The organism is Pseudomonas sp. Root329, assembly GCF_001424925.1.
Classification (GTDB): Bacteria; Pseudomonadota; Gammaproteobacteria; order Pseudomonadales; family Pseudomonadaceae; genus Aquipseudomonas; species Aquipseudomonas arabinosi.
On sequence record NZ_LMCV01000005.1, the window covers coordinates 65338 to 79135 of the forward strand.

Annotated in this window: 18 protein-coding genes; 8 read left to right on the forward strand and 10 right to left on the reverse strand. The window is 54.2% G+C overall.

Annotation, left to right across the window (positions count from 1 at the left end; genetic code table 11):
* The first annotated feature begins 9 nt into the window (after positions 1-9).
* Entirely contained in the window at positions 10-333 is a 324-nt protein-coding gene (locus ASC74_RS07670) for a hypothetical protein (protein WP_056740557.1), read from the forward strand.
* Here ASC74_RS07670 and ASC74_RS07675 read toward each other — a convergent pair.
* Complete coding sequence (locus ASC74_RS07675) at positions 330-2387, reverse strand: DNA cytosine methyltransferase (RefSeq protein ID WP_056740558.1); 2058 nt, start codon at positions 2385-2387, stop codon at positions 330-332. The genes ASC74_RS07670 and ASC74_RS07675 overlap by 4 nt on opposite strands.
* A 48-nt stretch (positions 2388-2435) precedes the next feature.
* Here ASC74_RS07675 and ASC74_RS07680 point away from each other — a divergent pair, with 48 nt between their 5' ends.
* A complete protein-coding gene (locus tag ASC74_RS07680; RefSeq protein WP_056740559.1) occupies positions 2436-2900 on the forward strand; it encodes a hypothetical protein in 465 nt (154 codons plus the stop codon).
* A 7-nt stretch (positions 2901-2907) separates the two neighbouring features.
* On the opposite strand, the gene ASC74_RS07685 is transcribed toward ASC74_RS07680, so the two are convergent.
* Positions 2908-3765, reverse strand: a complete 858-nt coding sequence (locus tag ASC74_RS07685) for a phosphoadenosine phosphosulfate reductase domain-containing protein (RefSeq protein ID WP_056740560.1) — start codon at positions 3763-3765, stop codon at positions 2908-2910.
* Between the two features lie 77 nt (positions 3766-3842).
* Here ASC74_RS07685 and ASC74_RS07690 point away from each other — a divergent pair, with 77 nt between their 5' ends.
* From ASC74_RS07690 to ASC74_RS07700, 3 genes are all read left to right on the forward strand, one after another.
* On the forward strand, positions 3843-4028 hold the full coding sequence (locus ASC74_RS07690) for a hypothetical protein (protein ID WP_056740561.1): 186 nt from the start codon (positions 3843-3845) through the stop codon (positions 4026-4028).
* 94 nt (positions 4029-4122) lie between these two features.
* Positions 4123-4392 (forward strand): hypothetical protein, encoded by a 270-nt coding sequence (locus tag ASC74_RS07695; protein WP_056740562.1) that lies wholly within the window; start codon positions 4123-4125, stop codon positions 4390-4392.
* A 160-nt stretch (positions 4393-4552) separates the two neighbouring features.
* Positions 4553-5152: a hypothetical protein gene (locus tag ASC74_RS07700; RefSeq protein ID WP_056740571.1), complete on the forward strand. Its 600-nt coding sequence runs from the start codon at positions 4553-4555 to the stop codon at positions 5150-5152.
* Between the two features lie 18 nt (positions 5153-5170).
* Here ASC74_RS07700 and ASC74_RS07705 read toward each other — a convergent pair whose 3' ends face one another.
* Positions 5171-5536, reverse strand: a complete 366-nt coding sequence (locus tag ASC74_RS07705) for a hypothetical protein (RefSeq protein ID WP_056740572.1) — start codon at positions 5534-5536, stop codon at positions 5171-5173.
* A 439-nt stretch (positions 5537-5975) separates the two neighbouring features.
* Between ASC74_RS07705 and ASC74_RS07710 the strand changes: the two genes are divergently transcribed.
* Entirely contained in the window at positions 5976-6479 is a 504-nt protein-coding gene (locus ASC74_RS07710) for a hypothetical protein (RefSeq protein ID WP_056740574.1), read from the forward strand.
* Entirely contained in the window at positions 6476-6835 is a 360-nt protein-coding gene (locus tag ASC74_RS07715; protein WP_056740576.1) for a hypothetical protein, read from the forward strand. Before ASC74_RS07710 ends, ASC74_RS07715 begins: the two co-directional genes overlap by 4 nt.
* 219 nt (positions 6836-7054) lie before the next feature.
* Here the strand turns inward: ASC74_RS07715 and ASC74_RS07720 are convergent, their stop codons facing one another.
* From ASC74_RS07720 to ASC74_RS07745, 5 genes are all read right to left on the reverse strand, one after another.
* A complete protein-coding gene (locus tag ASC74_RS07720; RefSeq protein WP_056740578.1) occupies positions 7055-8701 on the reverse strand; it encodes a YqaJ viral recombinase family protein in 1647 nt (548 codons plus the stop codon).
* Positions 8698-9588, reverse strand: coding sequence for a RecT family recombinase (locus tag ASC74_RS07725; RefSeq protein WP_056740581.1), 891 nt, complete (start codon positions 9586-9588; stop codon positions 8698-8700). The genes ASC74_RS07720 and ASC74_RS07725 overlap by 4 nt, the downstream gene beginning before the upstream one ends.
* A 158-nt stretch (positions 9589-9746) precedes the next feature.
* Positions 9747-10193, reverse strand: a complete 447-nt coding sequence (locus ASC74_RS07730) for a hypothetical protein (protein ID WP_056740583.1) — start codon at positions 10191-10193, stop codon at positions 9747-9749.
* Positions 10194-10196: 3 nt separating this feature from the next.
* Positions 10197-10445: a hypothetical protein gene (locus ASC74_RS07735; RefSeq protein WP_056740585.1), complete on the reverse strand. Its 249-nt coding sequence runs from the start codon at positions 10443-10445 to the stop codon at positions 10197-10199.
* A 441-nt stretch (positions 10446-10886) separates the two neighbouring features.
* Positions 10887-11339 carry a hypothetical protein gene (locus ASC74_RS07745; protein ID WP_156400801.1) on the reverse strand — a complete coding sequence of 151 codons (453 nt, stop codon included), beginning with the start codon at positions 11337-11339 and terminating at the stop codon, positions 10887-10889.
* 373 nt (positions 11340-11712) lie between these two features.
* Here ASC74_RS07745 and ASC74_RS07750 point away from each other — a divergent pair, with 373 nt between their 5' ends.
* The gene (locus ASC74_RS07750; protein WP_056740737.1) at positions 11713-12024 is read left to right on the forward strand and encodes a DUF1654 domain-containing protein; all 312 of its coding nucleotides are present in this window, start codon (positions 11713-11715) and stop codon (positions 12022-12024) included.
* Between the two features lie 76 nt (positions 12025-12100).
* Here ASC74_RS07750 and ASC74_RS07755 read toward each other — a convergent pair whose 3' ends face one another.
* Together ASC74_RS07755 and ASC74_RS07765 are read right to left on the reverse strand one after the other, a co-directional pair.
* The gene (locus tag ASC74_RS07755; protein WP_056740591.1) at positions 12101-12499 is read right to left on the reverse strand and encodes a hypothetical protein; all 399 of its coding nucleotides are present in this window, start codon (positions 12497-12499) and stop codon (positions 12101-12103) included.
* Positions 12500-12747: 248 nt separating this feature from the next.
* Positions 12748-13635 carry a hypothetical protein gene (locus ASC74_RS07765; RefSeq protein ID WP_056740600.1) on the reverse strand — a complete coding sequence of 296 codons (888 nt, stop codon included), beginning with the start codon at positions 13633-13635 and terminating at the stop codon, positions 12748-12750.
* Positions 13636-13798: the final 163 nt, after the last annotated feature.

Genomic DNA, 13798 nt, shown 5'->3' on the forward strand with positions numbered 1-13798 from the left:
GGAAAATCTATGACCATTTCTTATGCTGCCGAAAAATTTAGCGATGCCCGCAGGATGCTGATGTTGCCTCACCCTCACGGTGAGAATCAGTCGATTGCCAACGCTTTCGCTGAGTGCGATCACGGACTTTCCGATCTCAATATCAGCAGTTTGTCTGACGATGTTCAGCGTCTTATTGCAGAACTCAGGGCTATAAAGAGCACAGCAGGGTTGACGGACCCGGATAGCATTGGCCTGTACAAAGTAAAGGCATCACTTCTAACAGAGGATGAGCGTTTTTCGTTTTCTAGCCTGGTCGATGAACTTGCTTACTGGTTTGGTCAACCGCTTTAAGCCGCCACAGCTTCAAGCTCAACTACACGCCATGGATCATTTGCCCGAGCCAGCGCAGCCATCGGTGGAGGGCTGACGCTGTTCCCGCACATGTGGACTTGCTGAGTCTTGGTGAACGGTTTGCCGTCGGCGCCATGGCTGATGATGTAGTCGGCGGGGAAGCCCTGAGCCTTGTACAGCTCGGCCGGCTGAAGCATCCGCAGGCAGATGTCGACGATCACGTACGGCGTGCCTTTGATGGTGACGGTGACCAGGCCCAGGCGATCTTTTGTGGTGATCGTCGGAGCAGGCTCGCCGGCACCGCTCACGTTCTCGATGCCGTAATAGCTGATGAGGAATGCCGCGACCCGCAGCGCCCCTGCTTCAACCTCTGGCGACAGCTGGAACTCGACCAGCGAACTCTTGCCACCACCACCTGCGGTGATGGTTGGTGCCGGTTCGTCCATGGCCTGGCCAACGCTGGCGCCGAACTGACGCTCCATGAACGCAGTGACCAGCCCGTGATGAGTGCCGCCGGCGCTGATGGTGTGCAGCGGGTCAGTGGCGTCCCGCGCATCGCAGTTTCCGCGTAGGTGAACCAGGTTGGCGGTCACCAGCTGCTGCTGGCTGCCGGTGTTGGTTACCGTAGTCATCGGGTCTTCGATGTTCTTGGCGTCGGTGGTGTTGAATCCACCATTCATTTGGGCCATGAACACCGTCGAGATTCCCATCGCGTGGGCAGCGCCAGCCGGGCGCTGGTAGTTGCCGCCGCTGGTGATGGTGGGCAGCGGCTCGTTGAGCGCCTTGCCTTCATCGGCAAACCGGAACTTCACTAGGTGCGCGCCGGCAACCGCGTACTTTCCGCCAGACGCCATGATGGTGCCGAGCGGTTCATGCTGGTCGGCGGTACGCGGTGCAGATCCGGGCTTGTCGCCGTTGCCCAGCTGCACAAGCGTGGCGGCAGATAGAGTCAACTCTCCGCGATTGGCACAAGTTACTGTTGGCATCGGCTCGCCCGGGTCGTTGATGCGATCGCTACCCTGGTGCGTGGCTGGTGCGATGATCGGGCTGGCCATGGCGAACGATCCGCCGCGCGGCCAGGAGGTGACGGTGCGCAGCGGGTCATGTGCTGACTGCACGCTTTCCCCTGACCAGTTCGCTATCGGTACGATGAACGGGTCAGCGGCATCGATGACGAACTTCTTCATGCCCTTGGCAATCCGGCGAAGGGTGGCGGGTGCCAGTGGCTTTGGCCGGTCGAAGATGCTTTTGCTCGGGATTGTCCAGTCGATGCACTCGGCGGCGGTGCGCCACTTCTGCTGACCTTTGACCGGGTTCTTGGCGTGGGTCGGCGTTGGCCAGACAATCGGCTCGCCATCGCAGCGAGCAATCATGAACAGTCGCTCCCGGCTGGTTGGCGCGCCAAAGTCGCATGCCTTGATGACGCGCCACTCGACGACATAGCCCAGATGTTGCAACTCGGCGACGAAGGTTGCCCAGGTCTGGCCGCGACGTTTCGGGTCGGGGACCAGGAACTGCTGGTGGACCGGAACGACTTCGCCCGGCTCAGCGATGCCTCCGCCAAGCTTCACCACCCGGCCGGTAGCCTTACAGCGCTTGGCGATCAGCGGCCCCCACTGGAGGATCTGTTTCACGTTCTCCAGGCTGATGACGCGGGGCTTCTTCTTGCCGGCCCACTTCAGGCCGATCCAAGACAGGTTGCGAATCTCGCGCTTGCGCGGCTGGCCGCCGGCGGCCTGGCTGTGGTGGGTGCAGTCCGGCGACATGTGGAACCAACCCACGGCCTTGCCGCCGCATTCGGTATCTGGATCACCCTCGAATACGTCGGTGGTGTAGTGCACGGCGCCTGGGTGATTGACGGTGTGCATGCTGATAGCTTGAGGGCTGTGGTTCTTCGCGACATTCACCGCGCGGCCCAGACCCATCTCCAGCCCGGTGCCGGCGCCGCCACCACCGCAGAAGAAGTCGACAACGATCTCTTCGTCCTGAGTGCTGAAGCCAAGTCCGTATTGGGTTTTGAAATCGAAGGGGTGTTTCTTCTGTTGTGCGGACATAGGGGATCCTCGCCGGTATAGTTCCGGGATCAGAAAAGGAGTGTGAAGATGGAGAGCGGGATAGATAACGGTCGTTTGAGTGAGGTTGTGGCGGATTTTCGATTAGCACTAACTGAACTTGTATTGAGTGGTCACTGGTTTGACAACATGTCTATCAAGGGCGACTTTCCACGCGGGTGCTGTGACGACTCATCGCTGTTGCTGGCTGCATACCTTCATGATCAGGGCTTTCCCGGTGCGGTTAGGATCTCAGGAGCGCACGGCGGAAAGAATGAGGAGCTGATGAGCCATGTTTGGCTGAAGCTTGGCAGTCATCTCATCGATATAACTGGCAGTCAGTTTGAGAATTACAATCAGCCTGAGATTCTGATTGCTGAACAGGACGAGTTTTTAGATTCGTTCCAAATTGATTCGGAGCCGAGGCTTGCAGATTTTCGACAGTCGCCATATGTGCCAGGTTACGATTTCAATAAGGCGTATGAGGCCATTCTTAGCCGAATTCCGGCTTGTTGATTACCCTTCAGTCACCACAAAAGCACCCAATGGCTTCGTCTTGGTCCGCGAACATGTCGAATTGGGTGTCGGAGTAGTCGAGCATTTGCTGATAGCTAGGGCGGTCGCTGCGGAACCGCGCACCGTCACCGGTGAACTTGCCGCCGGATACAACTGAGCTTTCCATGCGAGCCCACCACTCAGCCTTGGGGCGGTCGCTGGCGATGATCGAATAGACTTGCTTGGCACCCTTCAGGAAACAGAGGTCGCAGTTGCCTTCCAGCGTGCGGCCATTGATCGTCGGCAACATCAGGTCGAATGGTTGGCCGGCCCAGAAGTCCGTCACGTCCTGTACACCGACACCGGCATCAGCCAGCGGCATCACCATCGTTGCCCACTTGCTTTCGCTGGTGCTTTTCCGGTGCCGGATCTTCACCACTCGGCGCGGTTCGTCGGCGCGGATGCCGGTCATCATGTCAACCGGCACTTCCTCGGTTGATAGGCCTTGGCTGCGCAAGTATTTGTGGATGATCCGGATCTTCAGATCGATGGTGCAGAACCTAGTCACCGGATTGGGCAAGTACTTCCGTTTACGGATCAGCGCCTCGAATGGTTCGCCCTGGCGGCTGGCGCTGCCGAAATCGACAACCTCAAACCCCGCCTCGTTGTCTCGAAACTCAAGCCAAATGATCGGTACCGACCAGCGTTCGGCGCATTCCCGTACAAATTCCAACGTGGACGGGTGTTCCTTACCAGTGTTGGCGAAGGTGACGACCAGATTGCTCAGGTCATCGTTGTTGTCCAGTACCTGGCGCAACATGTAGGCGCTGGTCCGCCCGCCGGAGAAGCTCACGACGGTGGTCCCTGATATTTCATATGGCGACATGGGATCCTCGCCGGCTGGCGTGATTCGTTGAAGTGGGGTATTTATTTAGGTCGAACTCAGCCTGGAGGGAGGCCGACATGAGACTGCAAAGCGATATCGATGCACTCGCGGCAATCGAAGAAGACGCTCAAATGATGCTCAAGCGAATAGGGATTCCCGACGACAAGCAGAAGCTGGAAGTCGTTATTTGCTTGCGGCAGATCATTGATCTGGCCAGCTACAGGAAGGCGATTGACCGAGTTGCTGATCCTTCGGTGCGGTAGGCGACGACGCCAGCCTCCCTGCCCACTGGTGGGATTCGTTGAAGTGGGGTATTGGTGTTCGGCCTGGCATGGAGCCAAATCAAGGAGTGTCAGAGTGGAATGTTTGAAGCAATGTCTTCAGTTTGCATCGGCGGGTGCTGCGATAGTTTCCGCCGGTCTTTGGCTTTACTCTGCAATGGCCACAGTTAAATCTGGTGACCGCTTGGAAAGTGATGGGATGAAGTCATTCGCAATTAATGACACCACAGCGGGCTCCAACATCCACGAAACACTGCGAAAGCAGTCTAGGTGGAATGCAGGAGCCGCCGTCGTTGCTTCTTTTGCGGCTTTTACTCAGGGCATCTCAATGTTTATTCCTGGATAAAGCCCCATGTCGATGCGGTCGCCTACCAATATGTGGTGTTGCTGAGACGTGGCTTTCTCCAGTCAGGCGCCGCCTTTCGTGACTGGATGTGACAGTGGCGATTGGGGTTGTGGTGGGGTATTTGTGTTCGCCCGGCATGAGGCCGGGTCAAGGAGAAGATGTGGCGATTGAAAATTTGATGGTAACTCTCAATCAACTTCCAGAAATCAAAGCTGTCGTTGATACCGGGACGGACTTAGTAACTCTTTTCGGGTTTGTACTTACCGCAATCGCTGTAATAGTGGGGGCTTGGGTGTCTGTTTTTACCTATAAGCGAACCGCGAGCAATCAAATGGCTTTGGCCAAGGCAGTGGCCCTTAAGGACAGTCGTCAAGCATGGATCAATGATCTGCGCCAGGCCTGTGCAGACTATGTTGCTGCTATAGGTCTGTTGCAAATACACACCGAAAGCAAACAAGCCCATCAGATATTTATCGATAAAATCTGTGACCACGATAAGCCGACGGCAGCGAGTTTGATGGCTTCATGGGAAGAAGAAAAACGACGTTTGAAACTGTCTGCTCTCTCGCTTAATGCAAAAATCCATCTTTTATCAAACCCAGGCGAGGCCTCATTTCAAGAGTTACTAACTTCTGTGCGACGCGCTTTGGAAAAAGCCGAAATCCACGAAGGTGGTGCGATTGATACATGTGGTGAAATCGTTAACATAGCGCAAGTGATATTAAAAACTGAGTGGGAAAGAGCTAAGAGAATGGAATGACGTCCAGTTGGATGTAAGCTAACTCTGCTCGATTATTTCGTCTTCGGGCTCGCCGGGGTGTTTTGTCAAGTGCAGCAGCCCGGCAGCTATCAACTGTCGCAACACCTTTTCGCTTGGCTCGTAAGGTGTCGTGACATTGCGAAGCATCCACGCCGCCGTCTCGAAGTCAGCGGCGATCACATTACGCAGCAGGTTCTGATACACCTCCTGCTGGTTGTTGAAGCCGTGTTCCATCATCAGGCGCTTTAGGTCCGGCATGAACACGCCGGCCACCTCAACCTTGAAAACGCCGACTCCCTTCTCGGCATCGTCCGCCGCTTTCTTCTCGCGCTTCTTGCGCTGCTTGATGGCTTCCGCCGTCGGCTCCTGCTGTTCCTCGGCCATTGCCTGCCTCTTCAATTCCGTGGGCCGGTAGATCCAGCCATGTCTGTCGTTGGCGCTGGCGCACCTGGTTGTTGAGACTCTGCATCGGGCTTAGGGTCTGATATTTTTCACTGTGATCCAGATTTTTTAGCTCGATGGCGACGGTCTGTAAAATGCGGCATAGTGGAATGTGGGTTATCTTTAACAACGTTTTCTGGGGAGGCTCGTGGTAGTCTGAAATCAAGCGCCACCCGAACCGGCCAAGCGTAAGTAATTGAGCGCAATGTAAGGAGTAATAAGTCCATGAGCCGAATGTGTTGGATGATTATTTTGACTATTCTCTGAGGTGTTTGGTGAGATTTTTAGGTTTAGGATCTGCGTTTTCTTACAGATCACTACGTCATAGTCGCAACGATGTGAATATACCGTGCGGCCTTATTAACTGGTTCGGGGCAGTTTGATGTGGGATGACAAAGATCTTTGGGAAAGTGCTAATAAGATTGGCATAATTTGCACCGTTTTTGGGACGATTTTAGCTGTTATTACTCTTGTTTATGCAGGAAAAATAAGAAATATACTGAAGCGAAAAGTAAGGCCTCCAGAGATTCATTTGGAAGTTGCACAGCTCGTACTTAAATTACGCGCGGGCATTAAGGGGTGGGAGGAGCTTGAAAGATTAAATAAAGAAGATTTTCATGAGGAAAAGGAAGTTCGTAGACAGGATGTTATGGTATTGATGTATCAAGTGAAAGCACACTTGCAAACTGTAAGGCCAAATCTAGAGTCCTTGCAGAAGCACGCCGCTGATAAAATTGTAAACGCCATTGTCGTCAAAAAAACATGGCTTGATCAGAGTAATAGATCGCTTTCTACGAAGCAGGCATGGGAAATACATAATGAGTTGCATGGTTTTATCGTGCTACTCGAAGGTCTTATAAAAGACAGAGAGGCTACTGGGTCATGAGAGATAGAACGGCTGAAAATTTAGTTGTAAGGCTTATTGTTGAGACCTCTAGTCGGGCTATTGTTTGGCATGTGCAGGACGCTCCACGCTTACTGCGTTTGGGTACGGATGATATTTATTCGTTATATATGGAGACTGCATTTAAAGGTAAGAGAATAGCACTGTACGAATTAAAATACTCGGAGTTTGTAGATGGTGAGCAATATTGGAATAGTACTCTAGTGATCGCCATGCTTGATGAGGGTGATCGGGTCCTCTGGCAATATAAAGGGTATGATCCAGAAATGAGAGAGTTATTTTCAGATGTTCGCCGTTCTCTCACGGATGTCGATACATTTCTTAACTACTTTAGATGAAAAGACCTCTTGGGGCGAGTTGAATTGTTAGTTCCTCGTCCCCCCCCCCCTCATCCCCCCAAAAAAACGCACACACGAACACCACCCCAAAAAGCTAAGTCTACTTCGTCGTTTTGACGTTTGTTTATCCTGCATGCGACTTCTACTTACTTCTATTTCATAAGCCCAGCAAATCATCAAAATTGCCGTGATCCCTGATTACCACTCGCCGTATCGTACTCATGCGGCAGCCTTCGTTAGTCGAACACCGGCCATGCTAAACTGGGGGCCTTGGTCCGCGACAAGTGCGTCGAGTGCTTCCCAGTTGACGGACAGAATCGATAGTGGGGCTTGGCCGTAAGCCACCGCCTTAATCAACGCCTCTAGATCGAATACCTCGGCCTGCAAATTCACAGACGGGGTGGCAGCCGCCGTTACGGGCTTGGATGCAGCCTGATGTACTGCCGGCGCTACCCTGACTGATGCGGGCGTCACAATAGGTACAGGCTCAACAACATGCGAGGCGTCCAGCTTTGCTTTTTCATCGTCGGCGATCCGCTGAAGTTCCTCCTCGCGGATTCGCTTCCGAGTGGCTTCGGCTTTCTCCTCCTCGGCTTTTTTGTATTCCGAAATTCGCACCTTGGTTAGCGTGACCAGGTCATCGTTCGCCTTCAGCACAAGCTGCTGAACGTCGTTGAACAGGAATACGTAATCGGCGGCGAGCTCGACCAAGCTGGCCAGGTTGGCGCGGATGCTGTCACCGACTTGGCTGGCAGCGATCTTCGCCCGGGCCAGTTCCGAATCAGAGGCATCACGCAGACTGCTGATGGATTTCTTGCCCTTGATGGCGCCGGCGAAGTCGGCGGGCACGGCCGGCATGCGTGCTTTGCCGCCCAGTGATGTGTTGATCTGATCGATGTGCGTCTGCAGCGCCTTTGCGGCATCCATGACGATGTCTTCGCGGATGCTGACCTTGCGAGCTTTCACCAGTTTGTCGAGCATCAGGCGCTTAGCGCGTGCCTCGGCGCTGATCTCGTCGATAGTGCGGAAGAGGGCGTCGATGCTTTCGGTCTGGCTCAGCGCATGCTGCTTGGCAGCGGCCAGGCGCTCTTCGACGTCACCGCACCACTTGACGGTTTTCTCTGCGTCGGCGAAGTGCTGATCGGTTTCCAGTTCGGTGTTGATCGACGCGAAGACGGCCAGCGAGTGAGCTTTGAACTGCTCCAGGTTGCTGGCGGTGACCATACCGGTGACTTCGATGCGCAGCGCCGGTAGGCTCTCCGGTGTTTTGCCGACGGCCTCAGGCAGGACCTCGACTGGCGTGAAGTCGAGCAGGTCGGCCTGAAACTGCTTCCACCCAGCAATGAGTGTTGCAGCGCGACCCGGTACCGGCGTGTACTCCATCGACACAAAATTGTCTTCGGTGCCATCGGAGCAAACGAAGATCACTTTCTCAGCGCCGCTCACCAGCAGTTGCTGCTCAAGCTGCCAGTAATAGTGCGGGTCAAGACTGCTGGCCCGTACATCGGCGGCGAGCTGCTCGTTCCACATTTTGTGCTCGAACAGCGTTTCGCCGAGCATGGTGCAGCCATCGAGTGAGGCGAGCAGATCGCCGTCGGTGCCGACGATGGGGAACAGGTCTTCGCCGATCCGAGCTTCTAGAATTGGGCGAGCCATGGCCTCAGCTTCGTGGCCCTTGTCGAACAGGTATTTCTGCACCCACCACGACACATCGCGGTCGAGTCCAGTCTTTTTGGCGCTGAGTAGTTCGGTGCGTTTCATCTGCTTCGAGGCGCCCATCATGGCGGGTGCCTCGGAGGCAGTGAAGTAGTTGGCGCGGAGCGCATGCCAGGCTTCGGAGCCCTGAGCGACGTTATGGATTCTCATTCTTGCTCTCCTTCAATGGGGGCGAGGGCCTTGATCGCTTCGATCTGCTCTTCGCTCAGGGTGAATTTGCTGCTGACGGTCGCGATTAGGTGATCAGGTGCAGACCTTCCAGAGTCGACGGCGGCGCGCCACTTGGGCAGGTTCTCGGCAAGCTTGTCGTCGGGATAGGGTGGAAGCTCTGCGGTGGGCCTGCCTTTAGGCGGTGAGACATCACGGATGATTGGGGTGACTTCTTCGAGCTCGTCCGGGCTGTACACGCCAAGGATCACGTCAGGGCAATACAGTCGCGACCAGCGCTTGGTAGCGAGATAGGCCAGTTGCTGGCGCGGATCGTCAGCCCAAAGCGTGCTGTTACGAGTGCGGGCCTGGGCCAGCAGCAACTCAAGAACGCGGGGCTCATCTTCGCCGCGAAAGGTGGCCCAGACTTTGACGCCCAAACCCTCTTCGTCTTCGAGCTTCCAACCGGGTTGGCGGTACTGCTTTCCTTCGCCGTTGGTTTTGATGTCGAACTTGCCGATCACCTTTTCCCAAGCGCCATACCACTCGTAGTGCAGGCGATCCAGAACCGGCGCGCAGGTGGTGATCACTGCGTTGACCAGTTGGGCTTCATAGCCGAGTACGCCGTTCACTAAGTGCGTTTTCTGGGCTACCGCGAACGGGTTCATCTTCCACTGCATCGATTGCATGACGACCGCCAGACAATCCGCTGAGTTGCCGTTGAAATGCTTCGGCACCGTGGCGCGGCCGGTAGCCATCACGTCAGCCAAGCGCATCATCTTGTCGAGGCTGTCACCGTCGAGCACCAAGGCGCTGGTGCTGGTCGCTGCGTGTGGAAGAATGTGCAGGGTTTGCTCGTGCGCCACTGGCGCCACGCTTTGTGTGGACATGACAACTCCTTGCCGCGCGCTGGCGCAGCTCTTGAAAGGTGTGTGCTAGTGAGGGATTGGCGCGGAGAGGGCGCCGAGCAACATGAGGGCGGTGCAGTTGGCGAGCGTCAAGAACGAGCTGCGCCAGAAGACGATGCGGCGGGTTCGTTGGCTGGGTGTCATGCCGCGTCCGCCTTCCGTTGCTCCGTAAGTTCGGCGGCGCGGTCTGCTGCCAGTTCTTCGGCGCGAGCCCGACCGTATTCGTTGGCGTGCGGCCGGATCAGTGCTTCGGCGACATCGTGCAGGGCCGTGGCGCGAGTGCTTTTAGGCTGGCCCAACGCTTCAATTGCCAAGTCATAAGCAACGCCATGAACCCGGCGCCCATCGGCGACGATCTCGCACAGTAGGCGTTCAATCGGATACTCGCGATTGTCGGTGAGTAGCGGGGCGATGTGTTCTTGCGCATCCAGGTGCTCGGCCAACGCTTCCCACAGCGACTGCGGAGTGACCAGTGCGACTGACTTGCCGTGAGCACGCGGTGCGGTAACGTTGTCGCCACAGATGAGTGCATTGATTGCATCGTGGAGCCAGTCCGGCCCTTCGACCGTTTCGAGAAAATCAGTCATGGTCTATTCCTGCTGTTCCAGTCGGCGTGCTAGGGCGCAGGCCTCGTTGTGATCGCGACGAAAGCCACGGGCCTTGCCGGTGCGGCTGTCCACGACATGAAAGAAAGCAACGCCCACCGGCTTCACGATGAAGCGAGGCTTCGTGACCGGAACCGGCCGGCCAATCAGCTCGTAGAGGTATTCTGTGGCGATGCGTGAGCGAATACGCAGCGCTGCGCGCACTTCGTTTCCGATCTGGATGCTGGGGTGCATGGCAATCTCCGTTTGATGTGAGAACCAACAAAACTCGGCTGCACTCATCCGTTCCGCTGGTTGCCGTTGGGCGCGGAGGGGAGTGCATGCGGGTGGTGTCGGAGGGGAAGGGGTTGCCGGTAACGCTGTCCGGCTCCAGCGTTGACGTCGCGATAAACGACCTGGCCAACTGGACGATGGTGACGCAGGTGGGCGGTTATAGGCCGCAGTTTCGTCCGCATCGGAGAGTGATCGAAACACCAGGGCGCTACCCCTGCTTGGTTCCCGCCGCGTTTATAGTGTTGGCCGTCTCGCTCATACCGGCTCAGGACATTCACGGGTCTTTGCGATCCTAGCGCTGCAGCCCGCTTGGGCACGCTTCGATCACTCTCCGATGCGGCCTGGTGCTGGGGAGTACCAGGCGTTCGGGCAGTTAACGACAGGCTGTCGTGGCGCTGGTTGTCAAAGCGAGTGTTCAAGGTTCTCAGCAATTTGCTGATCTACCAGGTCGCCAATCTTGAATGTGTCGTCTACCGAGTAGTGCGGATTGCACTCAGAGCAGTGGCCGGCAACTTCAATCTCAATGGCGTGCTGCGCCAATTCCTGATCCCGGAAGCAGGCCGGGCAGCGAACTGTTTCAATGCCGCGCGCCTTAACCTTGCCGACACAGCATTTCTCCGCATCGTCTTTCTCGTCATGCGCCTCTTCGCAGGTATCGCACAGCCAAACTTCGCTCACTTCTGGCTGACAGCACTGCTCGGCGGCGTAGTGCGTGTTGTGCACGTCGTTGCAGCTTCCGCACTCATAGGCCTGCTTCGGCATATCAAGTACCTCTTGGTTGTCATCCCAGAACGCCCTGTTGCCAAGGCGCTCCAGTGATGCTTTCCGCCGTGACCCGCTACTGGCGTCGGTCACTGGCCTATCCCAAATTGTTCTTCCAGCCGCGGGCCTTTCGGCTTGTTCTCCCGCTGGATAACTGTTCTTGGCGTTTTACGCTGCACGCCCGGGTCAGTTGCCAACCCTCTGAACCGTTGAGGCCGGTTCATCGCTGCCTTTGAATCTGGGCCGGTGGTGATCCGGCAAGGTGAAGCGGTGGAGCTAAAGAGCGGGTTCTGGGTGATTCTTTTCTGTCTCGACTTCCGGTCCCGATGTGGGGACTGGGTTGCGATGGATGCAAGTTAACCGCCGGTTTATGTATTGGTCAATACCGCCGGTTAATTTATTTTTCGCTCCGGTGGCGTATGCTTTCGCTAATGCTGTATGTATATCCAGTATCTGTGGGGGCGAGATGGCGAAGGCGAAAAAACATGAAAAGCAGGCAGAGCGGCAGGAGATGAGCGGGATTGAGAGGCTCGGACTGCGAGTCTCTTCGATGATTAATCACCCGGTTGCGCAGGTTCAGCGCTGGGTGACGATCCACCGCCTGGACACTGACGGTGAACGAGAGTGGAAGGAGGTGATGGGACTGCTGTCCGAAACGGACGGCATAGACATGACATTCAACGAAGACGAGTCGGTGACGCTTCGATGGGAGGCAAGCGCCGATGAAGATCGGCCGGTGGAGGTTGTAGAGCCTATTGAAGAGCCAGCTCCTTTCTGACGGGCAACAAAAAGCCCGCGCAGAGGCGGGCTTTTTCATTGACTCCCAGTCTGGAGATATTGACTTTCAGTTCGCCCTAATTTCCCTCAAGACGCGGAACAGCCTTTAGCGATAGCTTTCCTGATGAGTGATCTTGATGAGCCGTCGCCAACAAAAGCACAGTTGTTTCCTCGCGTTCTTTCAGTTTTTTGAATACTTCGCTGTTAGGATCTACGGATTTCATCTGCTTACGCTGGTTTTTTAAATCTCTATTTAGCGAGCCTAAATATTGGGTCAGTTCGGGGTCGACTGACACCCTTACAAGCACTAAAAAAGCGACGTGAATTATTATTGGAGAAATAAAACTTGAAAGGAGAATCGCTATCTGCTGCCACTCTTTGGGCAGGTATGCACAAATACCTATAAGAAGGGTTGTAATGCCTCCGACGCTAAGTGGCTTTCCTATTTTTTCTGGAGATCCAATTTTGTCACTCATTGGTACTCTCCCAGTATCGTTTTATTTTTGCAGCAGTAGAGCCGTCGGTTTTTGTCTTGATGGTTACTCTTGAATCTATAACGCCGTTCGTCGTATAAGTTATTATTAATATCTTGTCGGCAACATATTTATCAAGTAAATATTTAGAAATTCGACTCGATAGAATGGCGATTAGGGGACTGATTGCAATCAGTCCTAACGACATAAACAATAACGCTATGTCTTTATCCAAAATCATTCGCAAAACCTCAGATAATGCGCTCTTCCTTTTTTACCCAGTGACGGGTAATTTCAATAACCTCATACAGTATAGTTGATCTTATAGGGCGAGAAGTGGTGGTTATACGAAGTTTTGCTTCGTACAGATCTCCCTTTTTGAACGCCTGCTGGTTTGCTTTTACCTTGGAGAGGAAAGATACGTCTTTCATCAACGCTGATTTTTCCTCTCCGTTTGGTAGTATTATTTTCCATCCTTTGCTCGAATCGAAATTGACTTGAGCAAAACTAATGTTGAGATGTTCGTTGTCAACAGTTATCTCTTCAAGACTCCCTTTAGGGAGAGGTGAGAAGTCGTCGATGCGATTTTCATCTACAACAGCGATCGCTTCGTGCTGCTCGTCAAGAACCTTGAATTTAGCATGCGGTTTGTTATGTAGGGGGGCTTGAACTATCTTGTGTAGCGAATCTCTGATCTTTTTGTTTCCGACCATTTCGGCGAGCTTTGCGTCACATGGAATGTCGCCATCGTCTGTATGGATCGTTGCTGTATTCTTATTAGTCTCTATAGTGATAGAGGAAATTTTGCGATTTTTGAGTTTTTTAATGATCTGAAAAATTGTGGGGACCGTAGCAGCGGCTCCTGCTGTCGTAAATCCAAGGTACTTCAAAACCTCAAGTGCGCCGGGGGTCTTGGCTAGCACAAGAAAGTCTACAATAATAGAACCCTTCTTAGCTGGCGTGGTCACCATGAGCTCTAAGTCGGCACCGCCTTTAGTATATATGAGCGTCGCTTCATTCAAGAGGTCAGACATCGCGGAGATAGCTTCACCTAGGTCTTTGGCATTTATTTTGTGTTTTGCCAAGTCCTCGGATTCTGCATCATAAGAAATACTGAATTTTTCAAAATTCCCTTTCAATTACTACTGCTCCCCAGCTTTAAGAATTGGATTTTTAGTTATGTATTCGGCAGATCATTTATTTTAAAGCTTCTGAGCATTTTTCATTCCAATCCAGCGCTTGGATTAACCACTACATCATTGATCCTCACTTTCAGGTAACTCCTATCCGGTTTGATGGGGC

Excerpts from the sequence above, each read along its gene's own strand:
- ASC74_RS07685 (WP_056740560.1), bottom strand. The coding sequence starts at position 3,765 with ATGTCGCCATATGAAATATCAGGGACCACCGTCGTGAGCTTCTCCGGC.
- ASC74_RS07705 (WP_056740572.1), bottom strand. The coding sequence starts at position 5,536 with ATGGCCGAGGAACAGCAGGAGCCGACGGCGGAAGCCATCAAGCAGCGC.
- ASC74_RS07755 (WP_056740591.1), bottom strand. The coding sequence starts at position 12,499 with ATGAGTGACAAAATTGGATCTCCAGAAAAAATAGGAAAGCCACTTAGC.
- ASC74_RS07735 (WP_056740585.1), bottom strand. The coding sequence starts at position 10,445 with ATGCACCCCAGCATCCAGATCGGAAACGAAGTGCGCGCAGCGCTGCGT.
- ASC74_RS07675 (WP_056740558.1), bottom strand. The coding sequence starts at position 2,387 with ATGTCCGCACAACAGAAGAAACACCCCTTCGATTTCAAAACCCAATAC.
- ASC74_RS07750 (WP_056740737.1), top strand. The coding sequence starts at position 11,713 with ATGGCGAAGGCGAAAAAACATGAAAAGCAGGCAGAGCGGCAGGAGATG.
- ASC74_RS07710 (WP_056740574.1), top strand. The coding sequence starts at position 5,976 with ATGTGGGATGACAAAGATCTTTGGGAAAGTGCTAATAAGATTGGCATA.
- ASC74_RS07715 (WP_056740576.1), top strand. The coding sequence starts at position 6,476 with ATGAGAGATAGAACGGCTGAAAATTTAGTTGTAAGGCTTATTGTTGAG.
- ASC74_RS07730 (WP_056740583.1), bottom strand. The coding sequence starts at position 10,193 with ATGACTGATTTTCTCGAAACGGTCGAAGGGCCGGACTGGCTCCACGAT.
- ASC74_RS07720 (WP_056740578.1), bottom strand. The coding sequence starts at position 8,701 with ATGAGAATCCATAACGTCGCTCAGGGCTCCGAAGCCTGGCATGCGCTC.
- ASC74_RS07725 (WP_056740581.1), bottom strand. The coding sequence starts at position 9,588 with ATGTCCACACAAAGCGTGGCGCCAGTGGCGCACGAGCAAACCCTGCAC.
- ASC74_RS07690 (WP_056740561.1), top strand. The coding sequence starts at position 3,843 with ATGAGACTGCAAAGCGATATCGATGCACTCGCGGCAATCGAAGAAGAC.
- ASC74_RS07670 (WP_056740557.1), top strand. The coding sequence starts at position 10 with ATGACCATTTCTTATGCTGCCGAAAAATTTAGCGATGCCCGCAGGATG.
- ASC74_RS07680 (WP_056740559.1), top strand. The coding sequence starts at position 2,436 with ATGGAGAGCGGGATAGATAACGGTCGTTTGAGTGAGGTTGTGGCGGAT.